Consider the following 24860-nt stretch of genomic DNA (forward strand, 5'->3'; position numbering starts at 1 on the left):
ATTTAACTGTTCTGCAATCTCTCTTGCATTTAATCCATTGCAATATAATTGCCCTACTAACTCTTTGTTCATTTCTATTCCCCCTTAAAAAATTATATAGTTTACCCCAACCCATTCAAAGTGGACACTTTGAATTTTTAATGCGAAATATACTTGCAAACTTTATGTTATTTCTGATTTATTTTCGTTATACTGATTTTAATATAAACATAAAAAAATAGCACCTCACATTTTTTTATGTTTTCTAATGTTTTAGTGCTATTTTTATTGAATTTCTAAATATTCTATTTATGTTTTCTTATTATTTATTCATTTTCCATACTTAATCTCTTTTTTATTACTTTTGTACCAAATGCAGATGCAACTACATTACCTTTTTTAGTTATTATTATCGATAATGTTTTTCTTCCTTCTGTTGCATCTATAAATTTATCATATTCTCTCGCCACCTTAATTTTACGTTTCATCGGAGCACTATTAGGCTCCATTACTGCTAAAACTTCTTCCGCATTTAAACTATTCCCATATCCAATCTCTATTAACTTCATCTTTTTACTCCTTATTTTCCATACTTAGCTTTTCTTTTAGCATATAATATTTTTCTATTCTTAACTCTTTTTTATATTTTTTATATTTAATATATTTGTCATAATTTATAGAATTAACATACTCTTCCGCCCACCTTACAACTTTTTCAAATATTCCTTTTGTCTTTTCCATAAGCTTATATACAAATTCTTTCATCGCTTCTGCTAAATTATTTAACGCTTCTTCCATTACTCTTCACTCCCAAATTTAATATTTCTTAAACTATATATTTCTGCCCACTCTTGTATCTCTTCAATTTCTTTGTGACATTCTTTACAGAAATTAATAACCATTTGTTTGCCTTTATATTCTATCGGAATCTCATCACACAATTTTCTTTCATTACAAGCTATACACTCGGTCATAACATTAAATTCCATAAAATCGCTCCTTATTTATTGATACTGATTTTTATATGAGAATGAACACTTAAAACTATGCTGCAATAAATGCTCATTCCCTATTGTTTTATTATTTTTCTATATAATTAATTACATGCTTAATTATCATGTTAATACTTCCATCACCGTTTCTTTTAATTTCAAACTTACTAGGATCTTTATATGCTTCTCTATCGATATATAAATCTATATCATTATCAATTTTAATTCTTACTCTCTTAAGCTTCTTCTCAACAAACTGTTTATCTACTTTAATTTCTTCAGCTATTCCATTGCCTTCAATGAATGTTTCAAAGTCCTTCTTCTTATTTGGCTCATCTCTAAATAATTTATCTGCTAATTCATTAATATTTATATTATCCTCTTTTTGCAATTTATCCTTAACCCATGTTCTTATCTTTTCTGCTTCTTCTGCATTTTCAGTTATATTAAATCTTATCCATCTTTCAACTGCATTAATGAATGCTTTAGTTTCTGTTCTACTATCACTAACTTGACTGCAACCTAAGAAAATATTTGAAAAATAATTTTCACTATATCCATCATCTATTTTTCTTGATTTATCATTATCCATTACCCATAAATCAAATTTTTGACCTTCTTTTATAGGTTTTATAAATGCTGCTTTTTTAATCTTTTGCCCTCCGCCTGGTAAAGTTGAGCTATGTTTTATAAGTTCAACCTCAAATTTATCGTCTATAGACTCTACTTGATGTGTAAAACTATTAACATAACCTAAATTAAGTATTCCTAGCATTGGTCCTTGGTCAGTTAGTATTGTTGTAACTATAAGATCACAACTTAAAATATTTGAATCACCTTTCATAATATAAAACAAAGTATTAGCTAAATCTTTTGATATTTCTATTAAGTTTCCATTTATTCCATCTTTAAAATAATCTTCAACTATGTCTTTAATAGGACTTCTTTCATCACAAAATTTCGCTGGAACTAGATCATCACTTTTAAATATTTTATCTATATGCTTATATAAAAACTTGTACGTATCTTCTGTTAACTCTAACGCATACTCATTTAAAATTGGCTCATCTACATTTACATCTAATACATGAATTACTGCATCTTGTATATTAATATCATTAACTCTATCTCCTGTATCTATCATCATTCTTTGCTCCTTATACTCAAATCCATTTTTCTTTTTAGTCTTATTTGATTCATATATCATATTCTCTTTTCTCCTTTACTCATAATATTTTTGAATTGCTAATTATCTTATTGCTATATCAATTCTTCCATTCTTATAAATCCTAACTTTAAATTTATTTTTACAAAAAGGACATACTACATTTTGATTTTTGTACACCTCTTTTGCAATTACGTATTCATCACAATTCATACACGTAAACCAGTGAACTAACTCTCCATCTTTACAAGTTTTATTTCCTTCATCATCTAAAAATACTCTATCTATTTGTTTCACTTTAACTGTTCCTTTCCTAACAATATTTTTGAATTGTTCTTATAAAGAATCTTCTCGCAAACTCTTTAAATATTGATATACACTATTATCTTGAAATGGTCTCCTATTACTTTTCCATTCTGTATATCCACAAACATATTTATTATCTCTATTCATAGGTAAATTCCTCCTAATTAAATACATATTTTTTTTAAATTGTTCTCTAATTGATTTCATAAATATTCCCACAAACACAACTAATTTTTAACCAAAACCCTAAATCTTTTCTTAGTAGATTTTTATGTTTTTGTTCTCTAAAATCAACATAAAACCCTGTATGACTAGCATGTTCATCATCAAAAGGATTTTTATACTCTCCATACCTAACTACTCCTTTTACATCTTCGTTAAACTGGTAGGGTATTAAATCACCTTCATAAACATCTACATTATTTGCATCTTTTAAGCCTGTATATTGATTGATTTCATATTCTTCTAATATCATTCCATTATTTTTATAGATTTCTAATCCGCAACTATCAAATGTTATTATGAATTCTTTTAAATCAATGAATTTATTTTCCTTAAGATCTCTAATTCTAAATTTAATTTCTCTGCTCATTCTCTATCCCCCACACAATATTTTTGAATTGTTCTCTAAATCAACACCTTAAATATGCTTTCAAATATTGTTACTGGTATTGAATTACCCGCTTGTTTATATAAAGCTCCATTTAATTTACCTTCTCTTCCTGGATGTGCTTTTAATGCAGCTTCAAAATCTTCATCATCATATCCTTGCAATATCCAACACTCTCTTTCGGTAAGATATCTATACCTACCATCTCCCAAATCAATAACCCCACTATTAGGACATCTCATTTGTTTAGTAGTTATAGTCATACAATAGTCTTTTATAACTTGTACTCTTCCTCCAAAGCTACCATCTGTTGAATTAATCTTTTTTATCATACTAGGCTGACTTACTATATATTTATCTTCTGTAGTATCTTCTAAATATTCTTTTATATTTCTTAATGGCTTTCTTTCTAGCTTATCAAAATCAAATTTAGTTCCATCTAACATAGATATAGTAAATACCCTTTCTCTATGTTGTGGTAATCCAAAATCAAGACTATTAAGGGTTTGATAAGAATTTGTATATCCTAGTTTCTCCATTTCACTTAAATATCTATTAAAATTATGGATCATGTGCTTACTTAAAACATTTTTAACATTCTCCCATATTACAACTCTTGGTTTCCATTCTCCCATTTGCTTAATAATATTAATTGTTTCCCACATCAAGCTACTTCTAGTTTCTGAACCTTCATCCGCTCCAGCTTGTCTACCTGCAATGCTAAAATCTTGACAAGGGCTTCCATGAATTAATATATCCGGCTTAAGATTATATCCAACTACACTTTGAGTTTTGTATTCTAAATCTTTACTAAATATTGAATTATAACTTCTTACTGCCTTTTCATCTATCTCTACATAGTCAATTGCTTTTACAGGTACATCTAAGTTAATTAATGCTTTTCTAGGTGACCCTATACCTCCAAATAGCTCTAATATCTGTATCACTTTATCACCTCATTTGTTTCATAATATAATCAAATTATTCGCTTAACTCTTTTATCTCTTCTAAATGAGCTTCATCCTTAGTAAACTCTTCATCGCAAACAATGCATCTAAAACTATTATTTTCGCCTTTCAAAATATCAATCGCTCCACAATTCGGACATGTTATTACATACATTCAATATCAACTCCTTTTTAACTTGGCTTCTATCTGTAAATTTAATAACTAACTTTTTCATAATCATTACTCGTCTACAAATAACACTTATTCTAAATAACTAACTTTAATAATTATTTTTAAATGTTGCTATATCCAAAACTTACAATTTCTTGTAAAGCTATAATTGTTTCTTTATTATCAACTAAATCAGTAAGTGTAATATATCCCACGCCCTCATTTCTCATAACCTTCTGAAGACCGCTTAAATAAGCTTTCATATTTGATTCTTCTCCTTCATCCGGCTTAAAATATCCCATATCTCCATTTTTAAATCTTATTTTTATCTCTATCACCTTTATTTCTCTCTTTCATATTTACAGTAATTTAAAAGTCTTATTTCAAATTGTAATCTATTAATCTTCAAAACAATCCGTTATTTCAACTTCATCTATATCGCCATTATCATCTTCTACTATTTCTAAAACCTTTATATTTTTATGTTCTAACGAGTTTCCAATGTAATCCCATCCCATTTGCTTTCCTTCCTTCTCTGCTTTATCTAAGATGCTTTGAAATTCTTCATCACTTATCTTATCTTCATCAACTTCTATAAGCATTTCATGTTAAAACTTTATAACCTCATCAATATATAATCTATACTTCATTACTCTTCCTACAAATTATCAGTTTTCTTCACTAACACTCTTTACATGATCCATATAAAAAGCTGAATGCATTCCATTGAAAATTACATTTACTGTTTTATTACCTGGACCATATACCCTAACTACTTTTCCTATATACTCTTTATTTTGATATTTAACTTTAACTATACTTCCAACTTCTATAGTCTTAATATCGTTCTGATTTTTTTCTTTATCGTGCTGCAATTCTTCATTATCGTTCTTGAAAATAACCTCTTCGTCCTTGTATATAGGATTGGCCATATAATCAACTATCCATCCTTTGTTATTTATCAAATGAACATTTATTCCACAGCTACTGTCCTTTGTTATGACTATATAACTAGAATCACCAAATCTTTTTATAACCTTATCAATATTTCGAGTTTTCTTAAATTCCTCCAGTAATTGCTCTTGCTTATCATTAACCTTAAAATCTTCTTTAGCAAAAAGTATGTTATCCATTGGTAGTAATGCTCTTAATTCATTAGTTCTATAATCCTCTTTGCCATTTCTATAAAGCATAATTCTTTCTTTTTCAGTTTCTATGGAATATCTGCCACCAAAACATTTTATTATTCTTAAAGCTATGCTTTTATATTTATTAATAATTTCATCATCTGTATTTTTATCAATTTCAATAACTTTCTTGACTTCTTCCTTAGGTGTTATTACTGGAAGGTCAAATATTGATACTTGACCTTCTATTATTGATATCATTAATCTTGCTCCTGAATAACATCTATAATTATTATTTTTGTAGCATTATCTGCTACCCATTTACCTAATATCCCATAACTATCAAACTTCTTCTCCTTTGCTTCTCCGTTCCATCTATCTATATATATACAAGTTAATTCCATATAAATTTACCTTCCTTTAACGCTTTATTTACTGCTTCCTTAGCACTTAATCCTTTAAAGTAATATTCAACTGCTTTTATTAAAACTTTTTCTAAAATCTCTTTCTCCATAATCTACCTCTAATAAATATTTCCGAAAGAATCTTAAAACATTCTAAATTTGTAATCCCCACTACTCTTAATAGCCTGTCCAAAGCTCCTTTCTTTAATATTTTTTATTTATATAAATGCCCTAAAGCATTGATAACTATTGCTTATTTTTATTTTCAAAAGCTTTCATTCTATAATTAGAATCTTGCTTAAATGTAACTCCAAACTTTCCATCAAACCTTTCAAGTATTCTTTCTCCCATAGCTTCGTCTAGATTTCTTAGCATATTAGGAGTACATTCTGTAGAAAATAAAGTAGGTAAATTATTGAAATATCTATAATTTAATATTGGATATATATGTTTTGTGTCTACTTCTGTCAATCCACCAACTAATGCTCCATTCCTAACCTTATCTTTAAATAAATCATCTATTATTAGAACTTTAGCTTTTTTATACCTATCTGATATTTTGGTATAATACTCTGTATCTGTTGCACATGATTTTAATTCTCTTATAGCTTCTATATACGATATATATACAACCGGTATTTTTTTATCTACCAAAGCCTTTCCAATAGCAATTACTATATGAGTTTTCCCTGCTCCCGGTTGCCCCATTAATCCAAACCAATTTTTATCCGATTTTATAATTTCATCGAAATTTTCTATATATTCAACCGCTAGTTTTTTTGCTCTAATTGTAGTATCATTGTAAGCATTATAATTTCTTAGCAATTTTACATTCTCGGGATTAACTCCAAACGCTTCCCATATTCTTCGTGTATAATCCAATTGATAACATTCACATCTAGCAATTACTTTCCCCTCATCATTTAATAACCAAGTTGTATCTTTACACTTAGCACATTTATAACTATTAGTAACAGTCGAAGCTATATCTTGTTTCTTTCTCACTTGCTTCAATATTCGTTCTAATGCTTCCACTCTTGTCCGCTCCTTTATTTCTATAATTCCCCTCTAATACTTTTATAAAGTTATTCGGCTTAATAAACCAATCGAATGTAATACACCAACCCCTATCATTTTGCCCCTTTAAAAAGTCTGAATTATTTATACTTTCTATCGCTTCAATTACTTTTTCTATACCAACATCTTTAATCCTAGAATTCAATAACTTAGCTCTAGTGCTATTCGCTCTTATGCTTACTACCTTTGATAAATTTAATTTATTCCAAGCTTCAATTACTGGTAGTAATTTATTACTACTTAATATATCTTTAGATATATTCTTAATATCTATATCTCTTTCTTCTTCTTTTTCTCTTTCTTCTTCTTTTTCTAGAGGAACGACGTCTGACGAAGTATCGGCAGATATGTCGGTCGACGTATCGGCAGATATTGATGCAAGTAATTTTTGTTTTGCTCTTTTTTCCCTTTGATATAATCTATCTCTTTCCTTCCTCTTTTCATATGCATCTAAAGTTTGATGTTTGCTCCAATTAGGAATAGTTATAACCTTGTCTATAACCTCTATCATTTCAAAGTCAGCAAATGTTTTTAGTGCAAATCTTACTGTATTAATATCCCTTCTAAATATAGTTGCCAACATTTCATCTGTATAAGGTATTCTTTCATTTAATAAAAACACTCCGCTATTATTGTTTTTACCAGCTAAACATAATAGCTTAAACCAAATTACTATAATAGAGTCAGCTCCTGGTAAACTCTCTATTAAAAGTATTTTTTCATCATCAAATATATCTGTAACAATTTTTATCCACTTTACAGCTCCCATTTTTCTATCCTTTCTGTTATAATAAAAATGATTTGTTTTATTTGGACTTACCTTTACTTTGGTCGGTGAGGTATGTCCATTTTTTATTTCCTAAAATTCCATAAAACTTTTGTATGAATGTTATAAAATACATAGCTTTCTGCTGTTACTCTTTCAAGTAAAAACTCTCTAGGATCTAAACCTTCATTCATTAAAAATTTCTTTTGCTCTTCATTTAAATTTTTTAATTGGTTTATATCTAACCTCTTAATTACATTTACAGTATTATTTATCACATTCAATATCTTATTATCTGTATATTCAATTCCTAACGATTTACCAAATTCAATATCATCTTTAGCGACTTTAAGTAATAACTCATATTCTTTGTGAGTTAATTCTCCATGTAATTCTAGTAATTTATTAAATAACATTTATTCCACCTCACATTCTTTTAATTCTTGCCTTAAATAATTAATATGATCTGTATAAATATTTTTAAGTACTTCTGTACATTCCTCAGCAAATATATAGCTTTCTAATTTAACTATTCTTTCTTTTAACAAATCTCTTCTGCTTTTAATATTTTTTGTCATTACTAACTCCTTTTTATTCTTTTAATTAGCTTGTCTACTCCATCTAAAATAGATACAATTATCAAGATTAACCAAATAATAATTACTAACACTAGGGGCATTACAAAGGTGCATATGCCCCATATATTTAAGCCTTCCATTTTTAAAGTTCCTTTTCAATTTCTGAAATAGTAATCCAATCACTTTTTTGCTCTTCATTGAAATATATTTTATGTGCTTCACACCACTCTAATTGTTTCTTGGTAAGCTTCTCTTTAGTATTATCTTTATAAATTCCACTTGACGCTAATCCTAAAAAGAATACTAAACTACCTTTACATCTATCTTCTCCAATTTCATCAATTATGCTCTGATGTTCTCTATATCCACATTGAACAAACATACCTGCTTTAGTTAATATTCCTCTTATTCCTCTGCCATCATCAATAAATTTAGGTTCTGTAAACTTACTATAACTTTGTATATTGAATTCTTTATCTTCAATTAATTCAAACTCATTGCAGCCTATAAACTTCTTTTCTCCATATATAATTGATTCAAACAACTCGTCTTTTTCTTCATCTGAAAGTGTATTTGGTCCTAAACATTTTATAAACTTTGTTTTAAGCTCCTCTGTTGTTAAATTTTCATAGTAATACATCTCTCTAAATCTATTTGTAAACCATTCTCCATCAATGCTAAAATGTACTTCTTTCATAATTTTTAATTCCTCCTAAAAATAACTAATATATAATTTTTATAAACCTCTATATGTTTATCTTTATATTTCTTTGTTAATCTTATCTTTTGTTTAAACGTTTTATATGGAATTACTGTACATACTATATTGCTTATCATTTAAACTACTTCTTCAAAATTAATTTGATTATTTATTCTTATAATTTCTTCTTTTAAATAAAATGGTGGCTCATATGCTTGTACAATTTCTTTAGCCTTTTCTAGATACTTTCTCTTTATTGCTTTATATTTCTTTACATTAAATTGTTCTTTTACATGCTTCCAAATATTACTGTAAATTTTCCTAGATAAAGATTTATCTTTATATGCTAAACTATCTTTACCACCTAAAACTTGTGTTCCTTTACTTCTGACTATATCTACTAATTCATCTGGTTCATCACCTATAAGCGGTAAATCTTCTTTGAATGAATTAAAATCCTCTTTAAGCTCTTTAACTTCTTGCTTTACTTCTTTGGTATATCTAAAATTCAATTCCAAAGTTTCTTCCGTAGATAGTTGTTTAAATTGCTCTCTCATTTGGAAATATCCATCAACTAACTTATCGTATTGCTCCCATGCAAAATCATCTTCTAGGATTTTAAGAAGTTTTGAATATCCTCTTTCTGATAGTAGGTAAATATTATTTGCATTTGCATATGATTGATTACTATAACCAACTTCTAAACTCAGTGATTTATATTCACCCACTTTTAAATCAATAATATCTAATCCATCCTTAAACCATTTTCTATTATTGTTTATGTTTCTATTTATATACTTTTCCTCTCTTCCATGGATTTCAGCTATATCTCTAACTAACATAGATTTTTTATCTTTACCAAATCCACCTTCTATATCATGAAAGTTCATTCCATATATATTTACTAATCCATTAACTTTTATATTTGGTTTTCTTGAACCATGTTTTATATTTTCCATTTTTACTTCCTCCATATTATTTATTATGTTTGCTTAACTTCTTTAGGCACTTCATACTATTCTTCAAAGTCACTTAATAAATTTATAACCTTCGAACTTTCTGAAAGTATATTACCTAAAACTTTTCTTAAACTTTCATTTTCTTTCTTAAGTAACTCAATCTGATTTATCAAATTTCTTCGCTCAATAGGTGACATAGGGTCTATATTTATTCCTTCTAGTTTCTCAACAACTTTTGGATGAAACATTATGCCTGGAACTCCTACACAAGGCGATATAACCCCATCTTTTACATATCTTCTTATAGTCCCTTCATCCTTATCCCATCTATAAGCTAACTTTTTAAGACTTATTAATTGAATATCTTCCATACAAATTAACCTCTAATATCAAAATCTTCATATATTTCGTCTGTCGTACATTGATATACTCTAGCCATTCTTGCGATTAATAAAGCTGAAGGTTTTGCATGTCCTTGCTCTAGTTTATAGAATGTGCTTTTACTTATTTCTAATTGTTCAACTACATCATCTGTATCTGTCATTCCTAAAAATATTCTTCTTTTTTTTATTGGTGTTATTTTCATATTTATCCCCTTTCTTATGATAAATTTGTCAAATTAAGTCTTTTTATGGTATAATTTTCTTGTAATTTTAATTGAAAGTGAGGTATTATAGTTGAAAATAAATTTAAAATGTATTAGAGATATTCTAATCTCTATAAAAAATCAAAATTATAATTCAGTATCTTTAGAGTATAGTAACAAAGATATAGAATTTAATATTAATAAACTACTTCATGCGAACTTAGTTATCGTTATCAATAATAAACTTACACTTAGCGATAGTGGATTAACTCTACATGATATACTTATTAATGAATATAAGTTTAATAAGTTAGAAAAACGATTAGCTAACTTTGAATCAATTAGTCTCCTTCTAATTATTCAAGAAGCTAAATTTTTAAATAATTAATATTTATTTGCTAGAGTAAATCCTTAACTCTAGCTTTTTAATTAATCTACTACTATAACTGTATAAGCTTTAGCTTTAATATCTCTCCCATTAACATTTACAATTACATCCTTTGGTTTATCTATTTCTAGACTTGTAACTAACTCTCTATTAAATGCATAAGTTACAAAATCTTTGTAACTTATTAGATTAGAGTTTTCTAATTCTGTTCCTATTCTTGATGGTATTATTAAAATATTGTTTTCATCCTTAGCTTGAATTTTAATTTGTTTATTCATTTTTACCTCCTTATTTTGTAAGACAAATTTGTTACGTTAGGTGATTGGTTTGTCTTAGCTTATCTTTAATCAAAATAACTCATTTGCTTATACGGTCTGTCTTGTTTCGCTTTATTCACGCTTTCATCAATAAGCGACACTATACCCTTAGAAGTTTCAAAGTCTATATCTTCCCACTTCTTCACTCCAAGAACTAAAAATACTCTTGCTTTAACTCTTTCGTATTCGTGATTTACCTTATTAATTCCTAAAGCTTTCTTAATATACTCTGAATAATCACGTTTCTTAGAACAAGTTATCTTACATATACTTTTGTATTCTTCTATTGTTCCTTGCATTTGTTGTATTGTTTCATTAAGTCCACTTATTAGGTTTTGTTGGCTTTGATAATTAACTACTTCCTTTATTCTGAAATAGTTATTAACTAATTCTCTTTGAACTTTCCAAGCCAAATCATCTTGAAGTGACTTTACTAACATTAAGTAACCACTTTCAGTTAAAACTGTTATTCCTCGGTTTGGAATTTCTAAAGTAGGAATTTCGTACTTTAGAGATTTTTTAATTATGAAATAATCTTCATTTTCTATAAAATGTTTCTTATTCTCATAAAAATTACTTTTTGCAGTTCCTTCAACTCTTTCATGTAACATATCAATATCTTTGAATGTTACAACTCTTTGTCCATTAAATTCTTTTACTGATAAATCAGAATTGTTGATTTTTACAATTTGATTATTCATTTTTAACCTCCTTATTTTTTAAGACAAATCTATTATGTTAGATGATTGGTTTGTCTTATCTTGTCTTAATATTATCGTAAAAATAGATATTTTAAAACTGCTATTTATCGTTAAAATAGATAAATGAAGTTAATTATCTTTTATTTTCTCTTAATTTCTTAAAATATCGTAAAATTTTTATTGCTTTTATCGTTATTTGTGATAAAATTATCTCAAGAGGTGAATCGTTATGTTAGGTGATAAAATAAAAGAACTTAGAATAAAGAAAGGACTCACACAACAACAACTTGCTGATGCAACCAATATTAGTCGCTCAGCTATAGGAATGGTTGAAAAAAATAAACAAGGATTAGGAAGAGAGAATTTAATTACAATAGCTAATTTTTTTGAAGTTACTGTTGATTATCTTTTATCTAATGATATTAAAGTTGACATAGATTCAACGTCTAATAAATTAGGTGATAAAATAAAAGATTTAAGAAAAGATAGAAATTTAACTCAAGTTCAACTTGCAAAAGAGATTGGTATAGCTCAATCTACATTAGGTATGATAGAAAAAAATAGAACTCCTGCTGGTAGAAAAACATTAATAAAGTTAGCTGACTTCTTCGGAGTTACTGTTGATTATCTTTTATCTGATGATATCGATAATAAAGAAATAAATATAGATGATGTTAAAAATGTTAAATTATCAAAAAGAGCTGAAAAAGATATAGAAAAAGCACTACAACAAACATTGGAGGATTTATCCAATACACAAGATGGTCTTATGTTTAGTGGTGAGCCTATAGATGATGAAACTAGAGAGTTATTAAAAATAAGTTTAGAAAACTCTATGAGATTAGCTAAACAAATTGCTAAACAAAAATATACTCCTAAAAAATATAAATAAATACAAGGGTGATTTTATGTATACACAAAAGATTGTTGAGAATTTAAAAAGAAAATATAGGACTAATAACCCTTTTGAATTAGCCAAGTGTCTTAACATAATAATTATTTATGAGGAACTTGGCGAAATCAAAGGATATTACAATAAATATGCAAGGCAAAAAATGATTCATCTTAATAATAATCTAAGAGAAGAAGAATTATATTTTACTTGTGGTCATGAATTAGGACATGCTATTATGCACCCTAATTCCAATACTCCAGCTTTAAGAGCTAATACATTATACTCAATTAATAAACTTGAAATGGAAGCAAATCAATTCTCTGTTGATTTAATTATTGATGATGACCATATAAAAAAATATTTAGAAGAACATTTTTATACAGTAGATAACATATCTACTCTATTAGGTATAGATAAAGAAATTATTGAATTTAAAATAAAAAGAATATATAAAAACAAATTTTATTAAATATATTCTTTTTTTTATTTAACTTTATTTAGAACATAAGTTCATTTAAGGAGGTTCAAATATGAATTTTAATGAATACCAAATACCAAAAGAATATACAAATAAGTTTAAAGTTACTTCAAGAGATAAAAGACAGTTCAAGAAATTTTGGAATGACGAATTAATTAAGCTAAATAAAATGAATGAGTTATCTAATTATGATATTGAATTGATACATAAAACTATAATGGACTGTTTTTGGGAAGCTAAAAAATTTTCTAAAGAGAAATATACACCTTTAAAATATAAAAATAGTATTTATAAATAAAATTATGAAAGGATTGATCTACATGGATTACAATGTAACATATAGAAAGAAAAATGGAGGACTCCAAGTTATAGTATCTTATAAAGATTCTAAAGGCAAATGGAAACAAAAAAGTAAGCAAGGTTTTCCAGACACTAGAGATGGAAAAAAACAAGCAAGAATTGAAGCTGATAAAATAGTAGAAACTTTAAAATATATTTCTACTAATAATATCTCACTAGATTATTCTGAAATTACTTATAAAGAATACTGCACCCTTTATATTGAGCATATACGCCTTTATAAGGCTATTCAAACTGTAAAGGTATCAGAAGTCGCCTTACAGAAGTTTAGCGCCTTAGACTCTAAGTTATTAAGAAATATAACTAATGCGGATATCCAATTATGTATTAATGAATTAACTGCAAAAGGATTAAAATATAATACTATAAGAAGTTATTTAGCAAGATTATCTACTGCTTTTAATTCTGCAATAAAACAATTTCATATCTTACATAAATCTCCTATTGTTAATATAGAATTAAAAAAGCCTAAAAAAACTGAAAATATCAGAGCTTTAACTACAAAAGAATTTAATGATGTGATTAAAACTTTTGAAAGCTCCCCTTATGATGATTATACTGTAATCTTAATAATTGCAGGCACTTGCGGTTTGAGAATAGGAGAAATATTAGGTTTAACTTGGAATGATATAGATTTTAATAACAATACTATAGATGTTAATAAACAATGGAAAGTAATAGAAACGCAACCTTATAAAAAATTTGGATTCGGTGAATTAAAAACTCAAAACTCATATAGAATCGTTCCAATGCCTAAATATACTGCTGATTATTTAAAAAAATATAGAAATTCACATTCTATAAACTTTCAAAATAGATTAATAAAAAATAAAAGTAGTGATAGTGTAACTACTTTTGTAAATAAAAAATTAAAAATACTTGGATATAATATAACAATACATGACTTTAGACACACTTATGCTACAAAATTAATAGCTAATGGTGTTGATTTCAAAACAGCTGCTAAATTATTAGGTCATGAAGTTGAACAAACAATGAAAACTTATAGCCATGTTACTCAAGAAATGTTGGATAGAGCCAAAAATCTAATCAACAATATTTTTTAACGAAAATTTTTGACGTATTTTTGACGCTATCCTAATATCCCCTTTAAATTAGTACTTTTAATTCATAAATTTATTTATCTCTTCCATGTCCATATTGGGTTGAACTGCAATATTAATTCCATTTGCTATTATTTTTGATAAGGATTCAATAACTGTATCAACATCTTTTGGAGTAACCATTAAATCCCCAAATGATGGATTCAATATTTCTCTAATAAGCATATTCTTCTCATTTCTATCTACGCTTTTTAGCATATTATAAAAATCTTTTCCTTGTTGTGCTTTACTACATAAATCATCTAATAACAGATCCATAGTATCATTTGCTATAGTTGCAGCATCAACAACAGTTGGAACTCCTACAGCTAATACTTTAACCCCTAAACTCTTCTCATTTATTTGCATTCTATGATTTCCAACTCCAGCCCCCGGTGAAATTCCTGTATCTCCAATTTGAATAGTTCTGTTTACTCTTTCTAGCCTTCTAGAACCTAGTGCATCCACACATATTACTAGATCTGGTTTAATTTTATCAACTAATGATTTTATAACTTCTCCAGTCTCTATTCCTGTAATACCTAACACTCCTGGTGCTATTGCACATACTGGTCTCACAGAATCATCTATTGCATCTGGCATTACTTGTTTTAAATGTCTTGTTATCATAATTTTCTCTGCGACCTTTGGTCCAAGTGCATCTGGTGTAACATTCCAATTTCCAAGACCTACAACTAATACAAGTTTATCCTCAGAAATATCTACAAGATTCTTCATAACTCTTCCTACAACTAATGATAATTCATCCATTGATTCACCATCATAAGGGGTAAATTCAGGAAAATCTATAGTTATATAATGACCTTTTGGTTTACCTAACTCTTTTCCGGCTTCATCACTTTCAATAGTTACAGTAGTAATTTTAACCTCGCCTTCCATTTCTTCATCAACTTTAACACCATCAAGCTCTCTTTTATTTTCCTCTGTATACGCCTGTTTTGCTTCAATTGCAAGGTCTGTTCTAACACTTATCATAATATTCCTCCTAAAATTTATTACTCCTCAAATGTATTTTCCCAAATAAGTTTTAATTTCATACTTGAACTTAAAAACTTTAGGTGTTATAATATGATTTGTTGAAAATGAACTCGTACGCAGATTTCCCCAAAAAACTGCAGAGGCCCTATAAAATATCAAGGGGGTGAATTGAATGGCAAATATTAAATCAGCACAAAAAAGAATTAAAGTTACTGAAAAGAAAACTTTACAAAACAAAATGGTTAAATCAGCTTTAAAAACTGCTATAAAGAAGTTTGAAGCTGCTGTAGCTGCTAACAATGCTGAAGAAGCTAAAGCTTTATTCGTTAAAGCTACTAAGTCTTTAGACATGGCTGCTCAAAAAGGTGTAGTTCACCAAAACATGGCTGCTAGAAAGAAATCAAGATTAGCTGCAAAATTAAACGCTATGGCGTAATAAATAAGAAGCCGGTGATTTTTCACCGGCTATTATTTTACACTTTTTAAATTATGAAATATTGTTATATTTTTTTATCTATTTTTATTTAATTAAACTTTATTTAAAAACATATCTATTTAACCATAAATGTTTTAAATAACATAAGCTCCATTTCCATTTGCTTTTCTGAAGCAGAAGATTTTAACTTTAATTCAGTCTCTACACAAACTCGAATAAGTTCACTTAATTGTTTCACAGTAAATTTAGCTGCTTGATTCATTAATTTTTCACAAACAAATTGAGGTAATCTATATTTAGACATAAAAAAATCTATTCTTTTTCCTTGTACTAAATATACTTTAATTTCATATAATCGTCTAAAATGATTTCCTATAGATGATATTATCAACATATGCTGATCCGCTTTAAACAATAATTCATCTAGCAAATCTAATGCCTTTTCAACCTTTCTAATAGAAATATATTCTACAAGATCAAATATATCATCCTCACTTTTATTTTGAATTAATTTATCAATATCTTCCTTAGTTATTTCTCTTCCGATAGTATAACAATCTAACTTATCAACTTCTCTTTTTATAATATCAAAGTTATTTTGTACCTTATCTGCAAAATATCTTAGTTGTACCTTTCCTATAGTTCTACCTTTCTCTTTAAATAAATCATCAACCTTCTTATAATATCTATCCTTCTTTAATTTATCACAGTGAACTACTTTCACATACTTATCAAGTGTTGTTAGCTTTTTATTTTTCTTAGGCGTATCTCTTTTATCATTAAATAAATAATACATAATAAGAACCGTATGAGATGGTAAGTCTTTAATATATTTTAAAATTTCAGTATAAGTTTTAGCTCCATCTTTATCTGGCTTTTCCTTCAAAAAATTAGCCCTATATACTACTACAACCTTCTTATCACCAAAAAAAGGCAATGTTTCACAAGCATTTTCTATATCCTCAAATGTAGCTGTTAATCCATCTAGTTTTATAAGATTCAAATCTAAAAAGTCTTTTTCAACAACTTTATTTATTATAGAATTAACACTTATCTTTATAAGTTCTTCATCTAAGCCACAAAATATATAACCATTTGATATATCATTTTTCTTTATTTCTCCATCTAGTATATCTATATTAATCAACCCTTATTTTCACTCCTAACTAATTCTTTATTAATTTATCTTTAAATACTATTACATTTTTATATTCAATTAGCATATTTTTTTAATTCTATATTATCTTCTTATTTTAATGTACTTTTATATTTTCTTCAATTTATTCTAAACTAATTAAATAAATTTTTATTTAGTTACTATTAACTTCTTATAAATTACAAAAGAGGAATTCGTATAATTACGCATTCCTCTCTAATATACATTAAAATATTTATTTTTTAAACACATCATTTGATAAATCATTCATATAGTCTAAATACATAGTTTTTTGCTTAGACAATATAATTTTATCTATAGCCTGACTTAAAAGAATTACTTCTTCTGTATTTCCATTATCTATATATATATTACTTAATACTTCCCTAATTTTATCTAAATCCTCATCCTTAATCTTAAACATATTACTCCCTCCCTATTGTCTCTTCCCTTACTGCAACTAATACACCATATTATTTATTTTTAAATATCTTTTTATAAATAGACCAAATATACATTACTATTATCCCTATAAGTCCACCTAAAGGAGAAAAGAATATTATATCTTTTACCACTATTCCTATAATACTGCCTACTAATATTCCAATTATTATTGACATTGTAAAATTTTTAAAATCTTTATCAGTTAATATAAATTTCTCAAATATATTATTTTTTTCCATAATCCACCCAAAATTACTATATTTTAAAATATATAAATAGTTTTACCCTTAATAATCCTCTTATAAAAATGGTGATTCCCTAACAGAAATCACCATTTAAAAATAGTCTAATTAAATTAGATTATCTTTTAGATTTATATCCAATACTAAATAATCCAAATCCAGCTAGGCTAAGAACTCCTCCTAATAGTAAATATATGATACTATTATTTCCGCCAGTTTGCGGTAAAGTATTATTCTCTGTATTATCAGCAACACCATTTGAATCATTTGCTTCTTCTATTTCTACTGAATCTTCTGATTCTTCCGGAGTGCTCGGATTAATTGGCGTATCTGGATCCTCAGCCTCAGTCTCTTCCCCTTCACTTTCTATCTTCATATTTGTCATTTGAGCTTTTACTATCTCTCCATTTGTCTTAATTTCAAATGGGAATAATGTTTCATCTATTACATATCCCTCTGGAGCATCAAACTCTTGATAATAGTACTTTCCATATCCTAACTCAAATGTTGCAATACCTTGGTCGTTTGTTCTTCCTTCTGCTATTACATTTTTATTTTCATCATATATTCTAAATCCTGCATTAGGTAGTAATGTTCCATCTGCTATATCTGTCTTCGTTATTTCTAATTTTCCTACTATCTTCGTATTTGTCATTTGAGCTTTTACTATCTCTCCATCTGTCTTAATTTCAAATGGGAATAATGTTTCATCTATTACATATCCCTCTGGAGCATCAAACTCTTGATAATAGTATTTTCCATATCCTAATTCAAATGTTGCAATACCTTGGTCGTTTGTTCTTCCTTCTGCTATTACATTTTTATTTTCATCATATATTCTGAATCCTGCATTAGGTAATAATGTTCCATCTGCTATATCTGTCTTCGTTATTTCTAATTTTCCTACTATCTTCGTATTTGTCATTTGAGCTTTTACTATCTCTCCATCTGTCTTAATTTCAAATGGGAATAATGTTTCATCTATTACATATCCCTCTGGAGCATCAAACTCTTGATAATAGTATTTTCCATATCCTAATTCAAATGTTGCAATACCTTGGTCGTTTGTTCTTCCTTCTGCTATTACATTTTTATTTTCATCATATATTCTGAATCCTGCATTAGGTAATAATGTTCCATCTGCTATATCTGTCTTCGTTATTTCTAATTTTCCTACTATCTTCGTATTTGTCATTTGAGCTTTTACTATCTCTCCATCTGTCTTAATTTCAAATGGGAATAATGTTTCATCTATTACATATCCCTCTGGAGCATCAAACTCTTGATAATAGTATTTTCCATATCCTAATTCAAATGTTGCAATACCTTGGTCGTTTGTTCTTCCTTCTGCTATTACATTTTTATTTTCATCATATATTCTGAATCCTGCATTAGGTAGTAATGTTCCATCTGCTATGTCTGTCTTCGTTATTTCTAACTTTCCTGCTATCTTCGTATTTGTCATTTGAGCTTTTACTATCTCTCCATTTGTCTTAATTTCAAATGGGAATAATGTTTCATCTATTACATATCCCTCTGGAGCATCAAACTCTTGATAATAGTACTTTCCATATCCTAACTCAAATGTTGCAACACCTTGGTCGTTTGTTCTTCCTTCTGCTATTACATTTTTATTTTCATCATATATTCTAAATCCTGCATTAGGTAGTAATGTTCCATCTGCTATATCTGTCTTCGTTATTTCTAATTTTCCTACTATCTTCGTATTTGTCATTTGAGCTTTTACTATCTCTCCATTTGTCTTAATTTCAAATGGGAATAATGTTTCATCTATTACATATCCCTCTGGAGCATCAAACTCTTGATAATAGTACTTTCCATATCCTAACTCAAATGTTGCAATACCTTGGTCGTTTGTTCTTCCTTCTGCTATTACATTTTTATTTTCATCATATATTCTGAATCCTGCATTGGGTAATAATGTTCCATCTGCTATATCTGTCTTCGTTATTTCTAATTTTCCTACTATCTTCGTATTTGTAATTATAAAGCTTGTATCATTATTAGTTATAGTCTTAATATATCCCTCTGGTACATTAACTTCATCAACTGTCCATTCATATGTACCATCTAAATCATTCCACTGATACTTCCAATCATTATCATTACTTAACTTAACTACATTTCCGTAGGCTTTACCATCTCTATATAATTGAACTTCTACCTCATTCGGTATAGAGCCTACTGAATTTCCATCTTCCCATACTTTTTCTACTGATACTGATATATTTGGAACAACTACAATATCTTTTTTAGCATCTTCCATAGTTACTTCTATGGTAATGTTATTTTCAAAAGGTGTAATACCAACTAAATTTTGATATGTTTTTCCATCTTTTCCTGTTCCATTAACCCATCTAAAAAAATCTACAACAGAATCTGCATTTTCAGCTTTAGGTGCTAAGTATGCTTTAACTAAATCATTATAGTAATTTGTTAAGGCTAAATATTCACCAGATAAACCGCTTGTACTCTTTAAACTTGTGTCACCTGAAAGTACAGCATCTAATACTGCTTGAGTTCTAGAATATGCTTGACTATTGCTTAAATTATACTTTTTTTGATATCCATAGTAATCTGTAGGATATCCTGCTAATAAGACTTCTGCTAATTGTTCACGAGTAAAGTCTACAGTCTGATTTTCTCTTAATATTTCATCATTTACACTACTTAACATCCAATGTCTATAATGAGGATAGTTTGAATCTGCTAATGATGGTGGTGTAGGATTCAACACTACATCTGGATTATCTAAATCATGATTAATACAATATACTATCCCTATAGTTTGTCCATCAGTAATATATCTTTCACTATTATATCTATACCCAACGTAATCTGTAGTATCTTCAATAATATTAATATTATCTGAATTTACTATACTACTATCTACTGTAAATGTAATAGGATCTGCTATTTCATACCCTTCTGGTGCTGATTTTTCAACAAGAGTATAAGTTTTTCCAGCTTCAACTTTAATTTCTTTTGACTCTCTTGTTGTTGTCCATTCTTCTATTAATTTTCCATTATTAGGGGTTCCTTCATATAGGCTTAGTTCTGCTCCAACTAACCTATTTTCAGTCCCTTCTTCCACTTTATTTATAACTACCTTTGCATTAGTATTTTTAGAAGGTAATTCTTTGTTTTCATTTTCTGCACTGATAGAAATCTTCCCTTCATTAGAAGTAATTTTAGATCCTATCATATCTTGATATGTATTATCTGCTGATTTATAAAATCTAACATCTGTTGTTTCATAATTATATGTTAATGTTTCTGAAAAATTTCCTTCTACCTCACCGGAATAAACGATGTAAATTGAATCTCCAATCTTAACGGATGAATTAACTACATTATTAGTTTTAGCATCATAAATAGTAATATTTTGTGGTAAATTACCAAATGATATTGATCCAGTATAATCTCCCTTAACAGTTAAAATATTAGATTTCCATACTCCATCTAGTTGATTCAATATAACTTCCTCATCTATTGAAACACTACCGGTATATCCATATGTTCCTTGTTCTTTCTCTGCATAAAAATATAACGCATGTAAATATGAATTTCTGCTAATATTAGAATTAGTATGGTCATTTCCATTAGTTAATGACCAAATTGCATCTTGCGTATATTCTCTAGCTTTATCTTCTGATATACCAAACTCCTCCATAAACCCTAATGCATTATTTGGGTAGCCTGCATATAATATAGCTGCTATTTCTGATTTCACCTCAGAATTAACTGTATTAATTTCTGTTGAAAAATAATCATATTTTTTATAACCTGATGTACCATTAGATGATGGTTGCTTTAAATCCTGATTGTAACAATATACAATTTCTTTACTTCCATCATCCTCAATAACATAAAAAAATCCATTAACACCGTTATCTTTATTATAACAAGTGTAAGTAACATCACTTTTTAATGCTTCATAAGCATTTACTGATATAGATGAATTTAAAATAATAATCATTACTAGCAATAAACACTTTAATCTACATAATACTTTATAGTTTTTTTGTGTCATTTTATCCCTCCTAAAAAATATTTCAGCCATATATTTGCGCCATTATTATAACAAGAGTTATATTAACCTGTAAATATATTAATATATTTACAGGTTAATATAAAACTATATAAAATAAATCTTACTTATTTAGTATATTTAAACTATTAAAATTTTGTTATATTACGTTGTAGAAAAGGATTTTTTTGCATTAAAGTAGATTTTTCCATAAAGTTATATTATTATTAATTAATAATGAGAATAGATATTAATTATTCTATATTTATTGGAGGTATTAAATGTTTCAGATATGCATATGTGATGATAATACTAATTTTTTATTAAAATTAAATAATAAAATATTTGAGATTGCTTCTAAAAATAACATTGAAGTAAATATAATTAAATATTCATCTTGCAAACATCTTCTATTTGACATAGATGAACATAAAAACGATATAGATATATATTTCTTAGATGTACTAATGGATGGTTTTACCGGAATAGATATAGCAAATGAAATTAGAAAATTTAATATAACTTCACAAATTATATTTTTAACTTCAAGTAAAGATCATGTTTTTGATGCTTTTGATGTTATGCCGTTACATTACTTAATAAAACAGGAGTTAAGTGAGAAAAAATTAGAAGAAGTATTTATGAAGGCTATAAATCTTATAAAACCAAATAAAAAAAATCTTTTTAAATATAAAGTAGGACATACCATTAAATGCATAGACACAAATAAAATAGTCTTTTTTGAAATAAAAAATAGAATAGTTACTATAAACTTTATAGATGGTACTACTGATCAGTTTTATTTTACAATGAAAAACTTAGTCAATGAAATAAATAGCAATAATTTTATACAAATCCATCGTTCTTTTTTAATAAATGCTTATTACATAAAATCAATAGAAGGTAAAACATTACTTTGCAATAACTCTACTGTTCTACCAATTAGTGAGAAATACCTTAAAAATCTAAAAACGCAATATACTAAATTTCTCTTAAATGATTTTAATACTAACTAATTAAACATTAATTTGTAATAGGAGATATAATTTTGAAAATTAAAATTCACAATATAAATTATTTATTAATTGTATTATTAGGTTTATTTTTTGTATTAACTTCACTAACATATACAATGGAAAACTATAAATATGTGTTTTCAAATGATTTTTCTAAAAATTGGCTATTAAATATTAATGGAACAGATATTAATAAAACTATAGATTTACCTTATTTCACACGAGAAAACACTCGAGAAAATATAATTAGTATCGAGAAACAAATACCTACTGATTTCATAAAAAACCCTTATTTAAGAGTAGGATCTTCTCAACAAGAAGTTAGAATTTATTTAGATAACAATCTTATATATAAGTTTGATTCTATGAGAGCTATTAATAATGGTAAAACCGGTGGAGCTTTATGGTTATTAGTAGATTTACCTAATGATTGTTTTGGAAAAACATTAAAAATCGAGCTTATATCATCATATAATAAGTTATCCGGAAACTTATCTCGAGTTAGATTCGGAAATAAATCGGAACTTTTGGCCGAATTATTCTTTGATAGCTTTCCTGATGCGGTATTATCATTTTCGTTATTTATTTTATCTATAATATTTTTAGTTGCTTCTATATATTATAAAAAGGTTTATAGTATTACCTTTAATGGATATTATGTTGTATTAATGTTTTTATTATCATCTATATGGGTATTGGCAGAATCTCAATTTTTTGTTTTTATGTTTAATAATTATGCACTAATTTATTTTTTACAATTTATTAGTTTATTTTCTTTTCCTATATTTTTATATAAGTACATATTTCTAGAGTATAATATAAAACATAAAAAATATATTTTTATACTTTACAAAATTCATTTTTATTTATTACCAACTTTTTTGTTACTTCAATTTATAGGATTATTACCATTATACTCATCTCAATGGACTTTTATATTAATATTTTTCATTACATTCTCTATATGTATAACTATAATCATGTTTGAAGTAAAAAGAGAAAAAAGACTAAAAAGCTTAATAAATATTTTGATAATACTATTTATTTCTTTTATTTTAGACACACTACTTTATGATTTTAAATTACATATATTTGATATTAGCTTTTTATCTATAGGTATTTTCTTAATAGAATTATATATTTTAATAATTATCTTTCAAGATATTTCAAAGCTAAAAAAAATTAAAGATGATAATAACTTTTTAAACTTACAATTAGATTATCAATTAAAATATTATCATAATCTAAAAGAAAAAAACTCAAACCTTAAATCTTATAAACATGATATGTTAAATCACTGGAGCACTGTATATAATTTAATCAATAATAGTAATATAGAAGATTCTAAAGAGTATATATCAACTATGATTAGTAATTTTTCTAATGAAAAAAAGACAATAATTGATACTGGTAATCCTATATTAGATGCTATATTGACTGAGAAAATAGAAATAGCTATGAGAAAAAATATACAAGTTTCTACAGATATTTTTATAAATAAAAACTTAAAAATAGATTTACTTGATTGCTGTACAATATTTAGTAATATATTAGATAATGCCATTGAGGCATCATCTAATATTGAAAGCAATAGATATATAAAAATAAAATTAATATCAAAAAATAATATGCTAATTTGTAAAATAAGTAACTCTATCGATAAAAATATAACTATTAATAAAAATCTTGAAACAAGTAAAAAAGATAAAGCTTCTCATGGTATAGGATTAAAAAATGTAAAAAATGCAATTAAGAAATATGATGGTGAATTATCTATTAATTATACAGAATCTACTTTTATAGCATCCTTTATATTATTAGGAGTCTAACATAAAGTTTAAATGGCATGCGATCAATATATTATCTTACTCATGTCATTTAAACTTTATTTTTAACTAGTTCTATC

The 24860-nt window shown here is 26.9% G+C and carries 35 protein-coding genes; 8 read left to right on the forward strand and 27 right to left on the reverse strand.

What is annotated here, in order from left to right; translation table 11 throughout:
• Positions 1-305 precede the first annotated feature (305 nt).
• The 20 genes from EJJ37_RS04475 to EJJ37_RS04555 all read right to left on the reverse strand — a co-directional run bounded on the left by EJJ37_RS04475 (position 306) and on the right by EJJ37_RS04555 (position 10368).
• Positions 306-548, reverse strand: coding sequence for a DUF370 domain-containing protein (locus EJJ37_RS04475; protein WP_133014399.1), 243 nt, complete (start codon positions 546-548; stop codon positions 306-308).
• A gap of 4 nt (positions 549-552) precedes the next feature.
• Positions 553-777, reverse strand: a complete 225-nt coding sequence (locus EJJ37_RS04480; RefSeq protein WP_133014400.1) for a hypothetical protein — start codon at positions 775-777, stop codon at positions 553-555.
• The gene (locus EJJ37_RS04485) at positions 777-968 is read right to left on the reverse strand and encodes a hypothetical protein (protein WP_133014401.1); all 192 of its coding nucleotides are present in this window, start codon (positions 966-968) and stop codon (positions 777-779) included. The genes EJJ37_RS04480 and EJJ37_RS04485 overlap by 1 nt, the downstream gene beginning before the upstream one ends.
• Before the next feature lie 91 nt (positions 969-1059).
• The gene (locus EJJ37_RS04490) at positions 1060-2115 is read right to left on the reverse strand and encodes a nucleoid-associated protein (protein ID WP_133014533.1); all 1056 of its coding nucleotides are present in this window, start codon (positions 2113-2115) and stop codon (positions 1060-1062) included.
• Positions 2116-2220: 105 nt separating this feature from the next.
• The gene (locus EJJ37_RS04495) at positions 2221-2433 is read right to left on the reverse strand and encodes a hypothetical protein (RefSeq protein WP_133014402.1); all 213 of its coding nucleotides are present in this window, start codon (positions 2431-2433) and stop codon (positions 2221-2223) included.
• 202 nt (positions 2434-2635) lie between these two features.
• Complete coding sequence (locus tag EJJ37_RS04500; protein WP_133014403.1) at positions 2636-3034, reverse strand: YopX family protein; 399 nt, start codon at positions 3032-3034, stop codon at positions 2636-2638.
• Between the two features lie 35 nt (positions 3035-3069).
• Positions 3070-3999 (reverse strand): DNA cytosine methyltransferase, encoded by a 930-nt coding sequence (locus EJJ37_RS04505; RefSeq protein ID WP_133014404.1) that lies wholly within the window; start codon positions 3997-3999, stop codon positions 3070-3072.
• A gap of 34 nt (positions 4000-4033) precedes the next feature.
• Entirely contained in the window at positions 4034-4174 is a 141-nt protein-coding gene (locus EJJ37_RS20060; protein ID WP_166484660.1) for a hypothetical protein, read from the reverse strand.
• A 119-nt stretch (positions 4175-4293) separates the two neighbouring features.
• Entirely contained in the window at positions 4294-4509 is a 216-nt protein-coding gene (locus EJJ37_RS04510) for a hypothetical protein (RefSeq protein ID WP_133014405.1), read from the reverse strand.
• A gap of 60 nt (positions 4510-4569) precedes the next feature.
• Entirely contained in the window at positions 4570-4773 is a 204-nt protein-coding gene (locus EJJ37_RS04515; RefSeq protein WP_133014406.1) for a hypothetical protein, read from the reverse strand.
• 66 nt (positions 4774-4839) lie between these two features.
• The gene (locus EJJ37_RS04520; RefSeq protein ID WP_133014407.1) at positions 4840-5559 is read right to left on the reverse strand and encodes a hypothetical protein; all 720 of its coding nucleotides are present in this window, start codon (positions 5557-5559) and stop codon (positions 4840-4842) included.
• Entirely contained in the window at positions 5559-5702 is a 144-nt protein-coding gene (locus EJJ37_RS20065) for a hypothetical protein (protein ID WP_166484661.1), read from the reverse strand. Before EJJ37_RS20065 ends, EJJ37_RS04520 begins: the two co-directional genes overlap by 1 nt.
• A gap of 246 nt (positions 5703-5948) precedes the next feature.
• Positions 5949-6737 (reverse strand): ATP-binding protein, encoded by a 789-nt coding sequence (locus EJJ37_RS04525; protein ID WP_243124837.1) that lies wholly within the window; start codon positions 6735-6737, stop codon positions 5949-5951.
• Positions 6670-7548: a phage replisome organizer N-terminal domain-containing protein gene (locus tag EJJ37_RS04530; protein WP_133014408.1), complete on the reverse strand. Its 879-nt coding sequence runs from the start codon at positions 7546-7548 to the stop codon at positions 6670-6672. Before EJJ37_RS04530 ends, EJJ37_RS04525 begins: the two co-directional genes overlap by 68 nt.
• Positions 7549-7631: 83 nt before the next feature.
• Entirely contained in the window at positions 7632-7961 is a 330-nt protein-coding gene (locus tag EJJ37_RS04535) for a DUF6906 family protein (protein WP_133014409.1), read from the reverse strand.
• A complete protein-coding gene (locus EJJ37_RS20070) occupies positions 7962-8123 on the reverse strand; it encodes a hypothetical protein (RefSeq protein WP_166484662.1) in 162 nt (53 codons plus the stop codon).
• A 142-nt stretch (positions 8124-8265) separates the two neighbouring features.
• Complete coding sequence (locus tag EJJ37_RS04540) at positions 8266-8820, reverse strand: hypothetical protein (RefSeq protein ID WP_133014410.1); 555 nt, start codon at positions 8818-8820, stop codon at positions 8266-8268.
• Positions 8821-8960: 140 nt separating this feature from the next.
• Positions 8961-9782, reverse strand: coding sequence for an ORF6C domain-containing protein (locus tag EJJ37_RS04545; protein WP_133014411.1), 822 nt, complete (start codon positions 9780-9782; stop codon positions 8961-8963).
• 56 nt (positions 9783-9838) lie between these two features.
• Complete coding sequence (locus EJJ37_RS04550) at positions 9839-10153, reverse strand: histidine kinase (protein WP_133014412.1); 315 nt, start codon at positions 10151-10153, stop codon at positions 9839-9841.
• A 5-nt stretch (positions 10154-10158) separates the two neighbouring features.
• The gene (locus tag EJJ37_RS04555) at positions 10159-10368 is read right to left on the reverse strand and encodes a helix-turn-helix domain-containing protein (protein WP_133014413.1); all 210 of its coding nucleotides are present in this window, start codon (positions 10366-10368) and stop codon (positions 10159-10161) included.
• Positions 10369-10459: 91 nt separating this feature from the next.
• On the opposite strand from EJJ37_RS04555, the gene EJJ37_RS04560 reads away from it, so the two are divergent.
• Complete coding sequence (locus EJJ37_RS04560; RefSeq protein WP_133014414.1) at positions 10460-10756, forward strand: hypothetical protein; 297 nt, start codon at positions 10460-10462, stop codon at positions 10754-10756.
• 41 nt (positions 10757-10797) lie between these two features.
• Here the strand turns inward: EJJ37_RS04560 and EJJ37_RS04565 are convergent, their stop codons facing one another.
• Positions 10798-11034, reverse strand: coding sequence for a hypothetical protein (locus tag EJJ37_RS04565; RefSeq protein WP_133014415.1), 237 nt, complete (start codon positions 11032-11034; stop codon positions 10798-10800).
• A gap of 65 nt (positions 11035-11099) precedes the next feature.
• Positions 11100-11774 carry an ORF6N domain-containing protein gene (locus tag EJJ37_RS04570; RefSeq protein WP_133014416.1) on the reverse strand — a complete coding sequence of 225 codons (675 nt, stop codon included), beginning with the start codon at positions 11772-11774 and terminating at the stop codon, positions 11100-11102.
• 229 nt (positions 11775-12003) lie between these two features.
• Between EJJ37_RS04570 and EJJ37_RS04575 the strand changes: the two genes are divergently transcribed.
• From EJJ37_RS04575 to EJJ37_RS04590, 4 genes are all read left to right on the forward strand, one after another.
• A complete protein-coding gene (locus tag EJJ37_RS04575; RefSeq protein WP_243124838.1) occupies positions 12004-12666 on the forward strand; it encodes a helix-turn-helix domain-containing protein in 663 nt (220 codons plus the stop codon).
• 16 nt (positions 12667-12682) lie between these two features.
• Positions 12683-13138 (forward strand): ImmA/IrrE family metallo-endopeptidase, encoded by a 456-nt coding sequence (locus EJJ37_RS04580; protein WP_133014417.1) that lies wholly within the window; start codon positions 12683-12685, stop codon positions 13136-13138.
• A 61-nt stretch (positions 13139-13199) separates the two neighbouring features.
• Positions 13200-13445, forward strand: coding sequence for a hypothetical protein (locus EJJ37_RS04585; protein WP_133014418.1), 246 nt, complete (start codon positions 13200-13202; stop codon positions 13443-13445).
• A 22-nt stretch (positions 13446-13467) separates the two neighbouring features.
• Positions 13468-14574 carry a tyrosine-type recombinase/integrase gene (locus EJJ37_RS04590; RefSeq protein WP_166484668.1) on the forward strand — a complete coding sequence of 369 codons (1107 nt, stop codon included), beginning with the start codon at positions 13468-13470 and terminating at the stop codon, positions 14572-14574.
• 57 nt (positions 14575-14631) lie between these two features.
• On the opposite strand, the gene gpr is transcribed toward EJJ37_RS04590, so the two are convergent.
• Positions 14632-15606: a GPR endopeptidase gene (gene gpr, locus EJJ37_RS04595; protein WP_133014420.1), complete on the reverse strand. Its 975-nt coding sequence runs from the start codon at positions 15604-15606 to the stop codon at positions 14632-14634.
• A 175-nt stretch (positions 15607-15781) separates the two neighbouring features.
• Here gpr and rpsT point away from each other — a divergent pair, with 175 nt between their 5' ends.
• Positions 15782-16045, forward strand: a complete 264-nt coding sequence (gene rpsT, locus EJJ37_RS04600; protein ID WP_133014421.1) for a 30S ribosomal protein S20 — start codon at positions 15782-15784, stop codon at positions 16043-16045.
• A 115-nt stretch (positions 16046-16160) separates the two neighbouring features.
• On the opposite strand, the gene holA is transcribed toward rpsT, so the two are convergent.
• The 4 genes from holA to EJJ37_RS04620 all read right to left on the reverse strand — a co-directional run bounded on the left by holA (position 16161) and on the right by EJJ37_RS04620 (position 21941).
• Positions 16161-17192, reverse strand: coding sequence for a DNA polymerase III subunit delta (gene holA, locus EJJ37_RS04605; RefSeq protein WP_133014422.1), 1032 nt, complete (start codon positions 17190-17192; stop codon positions 16161-16163).
• Between the two features lie 244 nt (positions 17193-17436).
• Positions 17437-17625 carry a hypothetical protein gene (locus EJJ37_RS04610; RefSeq protein WP_133014423.1) on the reverse strand — a complete coding sequence of 63 codons (189 nt, stop codon included), beginning with the start codon at positions 17623-17625 and terminating at the stop codon, positions 17437-17439.
• A 49-nt stretch (positions 17626-17674) separates the two neighbouring features.
• The gene (locus EJJ37_RS04615; RefSeq protein ID WP_133014424.1) at positions 17675-17884 is read right to left on the reverse strand and encodes a hypothetical protein; all 210 of its coding nucleotides are present in this window, start codon (positions 17882-17884) and stop codon (positions 17675-17677) included.
• A gap of 121 nt (positions 17885-18005) precedes the next feature.
• Positions 18006-21941, reverse strand: coding sequence for a SpaA isopeptide-forming pilin-related protein (locus tag EJJ37_RS04620; protein ID WP_166484663.1), 3936 nt, complete (start codon positions 21939-21941; stop codon positions 18006-18008).
• A gap of 278 nt (positions 21942-22219) precedes the next feature.
• Here EJJ37_RS04620 and EJJ37_RS04625 point away from each other — a divergent pair, with 278 nt between their 5' ends.
• Positions 22220-22954 carry a LytR/AlgR family response regulator transcription factor gene (locus EJJ37_RS04625; protein ID WP_133014426.1) on the forward strand — a complete coding sequence of 245 codons (735 nt, stop codon included), beginning with the start codon at positions 22220-22222 and terminating at the stop codon, positions 22952-22954.
• Positions 22955-22986: 32 nt separating this feature from the next.
• Entirely contained in the window at positions 22987-24783 is a 1797-nt protein-coding gene (locus tag EJJ37_RS04630) for a sensor histidine kinase (RefSeq protein WP_133014427.1), read from the forward strand.
• Positions 24784-24860 lie beyond the last annotated feature (77 nt).

This window comes from Clostridium cuniculi (assembly GCF_004353185.1).
In the GTDB taxonomy this organism is placed as follows: Bacteria; Bacillota; Clostridia; order Clostridiales; family Clostridiaceae; genus Clostridium; species Clostridium cuniculi.

What these genes read in the sequence shown, in the direction of transcription:
- EJJ37_RS04475 (WP_133014399.1), bottom strand. Translation starts at nt 548, where the DNA reads ATGAAGTTAATAGAGATTGGATATGGGAATAGTTTAAATGCGGAAGAA.
- EJJ37_RS04480 (WP_133014400.1), bottom strand. Translation starts at nt 777, where the DNA reads ATGGAAGAAGCGTTAAATAATTTAGCAGAAGCGATGAAAGAATTTGTA.
- EJJ37_RS04485 (WP_133014401.1), bottom strand. Translation starts at nt 968, where the DNA reads ATGGAATTTAATGTTATGACCGAGTGTATAGCTTGTAATGAAAGAAAA.
- EJJ37_RS04490 (WP_133014533.1), bottom strand. Translation starts at nt 2,115, where the DNA reads ATGATAGATACAGGAGATAGAGTTAATGATATTAATATACAAGATGCA.
- EJJ37_RS04500 (WP_133014403.1), bottom strand. Translation starts at nt 3,034, where the DNA reads ATGAGCAGAGAAATTAAATTTAGAATTAGAGATCTTAAGGAAAATAAA.
- EJJ37_RS20060 (WP_166484660.1), bottom strand. Translation starts at nt 4,174, where the DNA reads ATGTATGTAATAACATGTCCGAATTGTGGAGCGATTGATATTTTGAAA.
- EJJ37_RS04515 (WP_133014406.1), bottom strand. Translation starts at nt 4,773, where the DNA reads ATGCTTATAGAAGTTGATGAAGATAAGATAAGTGATGAAGAATTTCAA.
- EJJ37_RS04520 (WP_133014407.1), bottom strand. Translation starts at nt 5,559, where the DNA reads ATGATATCAATAATAGAAGGTCAAGTATCAATATTTGACCTTCCAGTA.
- EJJ37_RS20065 (WP_166484661.1), bottom strand. Translation starts at nt 5,702, where the DNA reads ATGGAATTAACTTGTATATATATAGATAGATGGAACGGAGAAGCAAAG.
- EJJ37_RS04530 (WP_133014408.1), bottom strand. Translation starts at nt 7,548, where the DNA reads ATGGGAGCTGTAAAGTGGATAAAAATTGTTACAGATATATTTGATGAT.
- EJJ37_RS04535 (WP_133014409.1), bottom strand. Translation starts at nt 7,961, where the DNA reads ATGTTATTTAATAAATTACTAGAATTACATGGAGAATTAACTCACAAA.
- EJJ37_RS20070 (WP_166484662.1), bottom strand. Translation starts at nt 8,123, where the DNA reads ATGACAAAAAATATTAAAAGCAGAAGAGATTTGTTAAAAGAAAGAATA.
- EJJ37_RS04540 (WP_133014410.1), bottom strand. Translation starts at nt 8,820, where the DNA reads ATGAAAGAAGTACATTTTAGCATTGATGGAGAATGGTTTACAAATAGA.
- EJJ37_RS04545 (WP_133014411.1), bottom strand. Translation starts at nt 9,782, where the DNA reads ATGGAAAATATAAAACATGGTTCAAGAAAACCAAATATAAAAGTTAAT.
- EJJ37_RS04550 (WP_133014412.1), bottom strand. Translation starts at nt 10,153, where the DNA reads ATGGAAGATATTCAATTAATAAGTCTTAAAAAGTTAGCTTATAGATGG.
- EJJ37_RS04555 (WP_133014413.1), bottom strand. Translation starts at nt 10,368, where the DNA reads ATGAAAATAACACCAATAAAAAAAAGAAGAATATTTTTAGGAATGACA.
- EJJ37_RS04565 (WP_133014415.1), bottom strand. Translation starts at nt 11,034, where the DNA reads ATGAATAAACAAATTAAAATTCAAGCTAAGGATGAAAACAATATTTTA.
- EJJ37_RS04570 (WP_133014416.1), bottom strand. Translation starts at nt 11,774, where the DNA reads ATGAATAATCAAATTGTAAAAATCAACAATTCTGATTTATCAGTAAAA.
- EJJ37_RS04575 (WP_243124838.1), top strand. Translation starts at nt 12,004, where the DNA reads ATGTTAGGTGATAAAATAAAAGAACTTAGAATAAAGAAAGGACTCACA.
- EJJ37_RS04580 (WP_133014417.1), top strand. Translation starts at nt 12,683, where the DNA reads ATGTATACACAAAAGATTGTTGAGAATTTAAAAAGAAAATATAGGACT.
- EJJ37_RS04585 (WP_133014418.1), top strand. Translation starts at nt 13,200, where the DNA reads ATGAATTTTAATGAATACCAAATACCAAAAGAATATACAAATAAGTTT.
- EJJ37_RS04590 (WP_166484668.1), top strand. Translation starts at nt 13,468, where the DNA reads ATGGATTACAATGTAACATATAGAAAGAAAAATGGAGGACTCCAAGTT.
- gpr (WP_133014420.1), bottom strand. Translation starts at nt 15,606, where the DNA reads ATGATAAGTGTTAGAACAGACCTTGCAATTGAAGCAAAACAGGCGTAT.
- rpsT (WP_133014421.1), top strand. Translation starts at nt 15,782, where the DNA reads ATGGCAAATATTAAATCAGCACAAAAAAGAATTAAAGTTACTGAAAAG.
- EJJ37_RS04610 (WP_133014423.1), bottom strand. Translation starts at nt 17,625, where the DNA reads ATGTTTAAGATTAAGGATGAGGATTTAGATAAAATTAGGGAAGTATTA.
- EJJ37_RS04615 (WP_133014424.1), bottom strand. Translation starts at nt 17,884, where the DNA reads ATGGAAAAAAATAATATATTTGAGAAATTTATATTAACTGATAAAGAT.
- EJJ37_RS04620 (WP_166484663.1), bottom strand. Translation starts at nt 21,941, where the DNA reads ATGACACAAAAAAACTATAAAGTATTATGTAGATTAAAGTGTTTATTG.
- EJJ37_RS04625 (WP_133014426.1), top strand. Translation starts at nt 22,220, where the DNA reads ATGTTTCAGATATGCATATGTGATGATAATACTAATTTTTTATTAAAA.